Origin of the sequence: Limosilactobacillus coleohominis, assembly GCF_016901675.1 — a bacterium.
GTDB lineage: Bacteria > Bacillota > Bacilli > Lactobacillales > Lactobacillaceae > Limosilactobacillus > Limosilactobacillus intestinavium.
Genome location: NZ_JACJKU010000113.1, coordinates 1 through 2,910, shown reverse-complemented (window position 1 = coordinate 2,910; position 2,910 = coordinate 1). Strand labels below are relative to the sequence as shown.

The 2,910-nt window shown below is 38.2% G+C and carries 3 protein-coding genes; 1 reads left to right on the top strand and 2 read right to left on the bottom strand.

Annotation, left to right across the window (positions count from 1 at the left end):
* Window positions 1-112 precede the first annotated feature (112 nt).
* Window positions 113-1,024, top strand: coding sequence for a serine hydrolase (locus tag H5975_RS07730; RefSeq protein ID WP_239473178.1), 912 nt, complete (start codon window positions 113-115; stop codon window positions 1,022-1,024).
* Between the two features lie 164 nt (window positions 1,025-1,188).
* Here the strand turns inward: H5975_RS07730 and H5975_RS07725 are convergent, their stop codons facing one another.
* The gene (locus H5975_RS07725; protein WP_204785557.1) at window positions 1,189-2,040 is read right to left on the bottom strand and encodes a hypothetical protein; all 852 of its coding nucleotides are present in this window, start codon (window positions 2,038-2,040) and stop codon (window positions 1,189-1,191) included.
* A gap of 6 nt (window positions 2,041-2,046) precedes the next feature.
* Window positions 2,047-2,613: an alpha/beta fold hydrolase gene (locus H5975_RS07720; RefSeq protein ID WP_204785556.1), complete on the bottom strand. Its 567-nt coding sequence runs from the start codon at window positions 2,611-2,613 to the stop codon at window positions 2,047-2,049.
* Between the last annotated feature and the right edge of the window lie 297 nt (window positions 2,614-2,910).

Below are 2,910 nucleotides of genomic sequence, written 5' to 3'. Positions count from 1 at the left end.
GTTCAAGTCCTAACCTTTGTAACCAAATGTTCATATTATTTTCATAAAATTTATTTCAATATTATGATAAGATTTTTATGTTATACCATTTATTAAGGAGGGAAGCACCAAATTGAAGCAGTCATCACGTCGTGAATTACGCAGAGCACAGCGGCGAAAATTCAGAAAAAAAACGACAGTTGTTAGTTTAATCTTCATTGCGCTTGCCCTCCTCTTAAATACTGGCTTAATTTTTCAAAATCATAACCCACTATCACAAAAGAACAGTGTCATGAACCCAATTCATAACATTCCAAACCTGTTTAAATCAACCAGTATTAGCAGCCAGCTAAAAAAACAATGGAAAGCGGACCTTAAGGGATCTGACAGTAACGTTGCCATTGCCGTTTACTCTACTAAAACAGGGGAAACATACACTTATAACACCACACCTGGTCACAAATATCATACTGCTAGTACAGTGAAGGTCAGTGTCTTAGCTGGTGTGTTGCTCAAAAATAATGGGGAATTGGATAGCGAAGGAAAAGACTACGCTAAACAAATGATTGAAAATTCAGATAATGATTCCACTACTGAATTAATTAATAATTATCTTGGTGGTACTGACGGTCTCCAAGATACATTTGATCAATTTCAAATGAGCAATACTCATGCCAACGAAGCATGGGGGATGACCACTACTACTCCAGCTGACCAAATTAAGCTATTAAACAACATTTTCTTTAGTTCTACTAAGCTTTCCGACTCATCACGAAATTATATTCAACATCTCATGTCGAATGTTGAATCTGATCAACAATGGGGAATTTCTGCTGGTAGCAATAATTTTGCACTCAAGAATGGATGGCTTGATCAAGATGACGGTTCTGGTAAATGGATTATTAATAGTATCGGACGTGTAAATGGCAGTCAGGACAACGACTATACAATTGCCGTTTATACTGATAACAACAGTTCAATGAATAGTGGAGAAAAATTAGTGGAAAAATTTGCCCGTTCTACCAAAAATATTTTAGATAACTAACAGCCCCATATTCAACAAACAGTGGCCTTAAATACCTGATTAAGCAAGGTACTTAAGGCCACTTTGTATTTATGGAATTACAGTTTTTAATTTCATATGTTAGGTAACTTATCAAAGTCTATCAAATCATCGAGTAAATGACGTCGACGACTGGATTTGTTTCGTCAGTCTTTAGCAAATGCTAGTTGTGATCGATGATGAATTTTCTTTAACTGTTGTAGTTGCCGCAAGTTCAAACGTTCCTGGTATAACTCATGCCCATTTTTCATCCAGTACTGGTCCATTGCTCCGCGCTTTAGGAATAGCTTATCAATAGATCGCGTTTTTAATTTTCCACGGGAAGTGAACATATATCCTCCCCACATGTGCTGATTAATTGGTGGCAATAAATGGCTATCAACATACTTTAACCGACCAACTAAGCGACGCCCATCGACATACCCCACAACAATCGGGTCATAAACGTCCACATAGTTATAGACCTTATGTTTAAACTTGCGAACTTGTTTTCGTTCAGAAGCATTCAATAACCAGTAAATGTTAGGGCCTTCGTATATATCGGCGCGCCGAATTTGCCCAATGTGATGGCAATGACTGAGAGCGTATTGAACATTAATTGATCCTAACGAATGTCCATACAGATAGAAATGTGCATTGGGATGTTGACAAAGAACACGATTTAATACACGAGTTGCTGTCCTTAATTGTTGAGGAATCTCTCCTCGTTGAAAGAGCATTGACCAACCAATTGGTAAATTAGTATCTAGCCATTCATTAGTCCACGTCTCAGGATTCCCCTTCATTATGCCGGACGAACCCTTAAATAATAACGTATATTCTTTTTGGGGGCGGTTTTCAATCACAAACATTTGCAAACCATCAGCTGTATAGATATGTTGTAACACCTTACCAAATGGTTGCCCGGCTAAGATTATAACTTGATTAGGTTCTAATAATTGGTATTCAAGTTTAGCAACTGTAACTCGCTGCTGATCTGTTAAATTACGATTATTCATTAATTTCTACCGAAGATTCTCGCTAACTGCATGGACACCTTCTTGATTCAAACCTTTACTCATTCTGGGAACAAATTCAATATGTCCATCAATCAATCGATTTTTAAGGTCTTGTGCCACCCGCCGGTTTTTGCGATCCTTTTCTCCGCAATAAATATACGTCGCATCTTGGACATGCATTAAGTTCTGGGTGAGGTCCACTCCCTGTAATGACTTTTTCAAGGTTTTGAATTGCGATCTGCTGACTGGAACATGATCAAAAATTCCTGTCTTCAACAGCGCAGTAGACGCCTGATAATGCGGACGTACCAAAATCAAACGATCTAATCGTCCTAAAAGATCTACTGATGCCCGTAAAGCAATCAATGCACCAAAATCCTCCCCAGCCAGAATAACAGGCTGATTAGCATTTTTAACAATGGTCACCACTTTTTCAACAATATTGTTAAATGTGAAATCTTCGATAGCTAATTGTCCATAATCAATTATGTTTAACTGACGATGACCAATATTGACTTGCCGCCAGATACTGACATCCTTGTTAAAAGCCGGTAATACAACGACTGTTCCCATATTGATCCCTCTTTCATTAATAATTTATTGTCTATTTTACCACGCCTTAATTTTTCCTACCCTTAGTAACCAAGTCGCAAAATTTAGCAAATAAAAAGGGACTGTGTCATTAGTCAGACTACAAGCATTAAATACGAACAGCGCAGTACAACAATGGGGCCTAGCATTCGGCAAACCGAACACTAGGCCCCTATTGTTGCTTGCGGGGGCGTGAAAACGAAGTCGTAAACGACTTCTGTCACGCTGTTATGAAGTGACCATTGTCAAGCAAAAACTTGGCACTAGTCGTTTTTATTC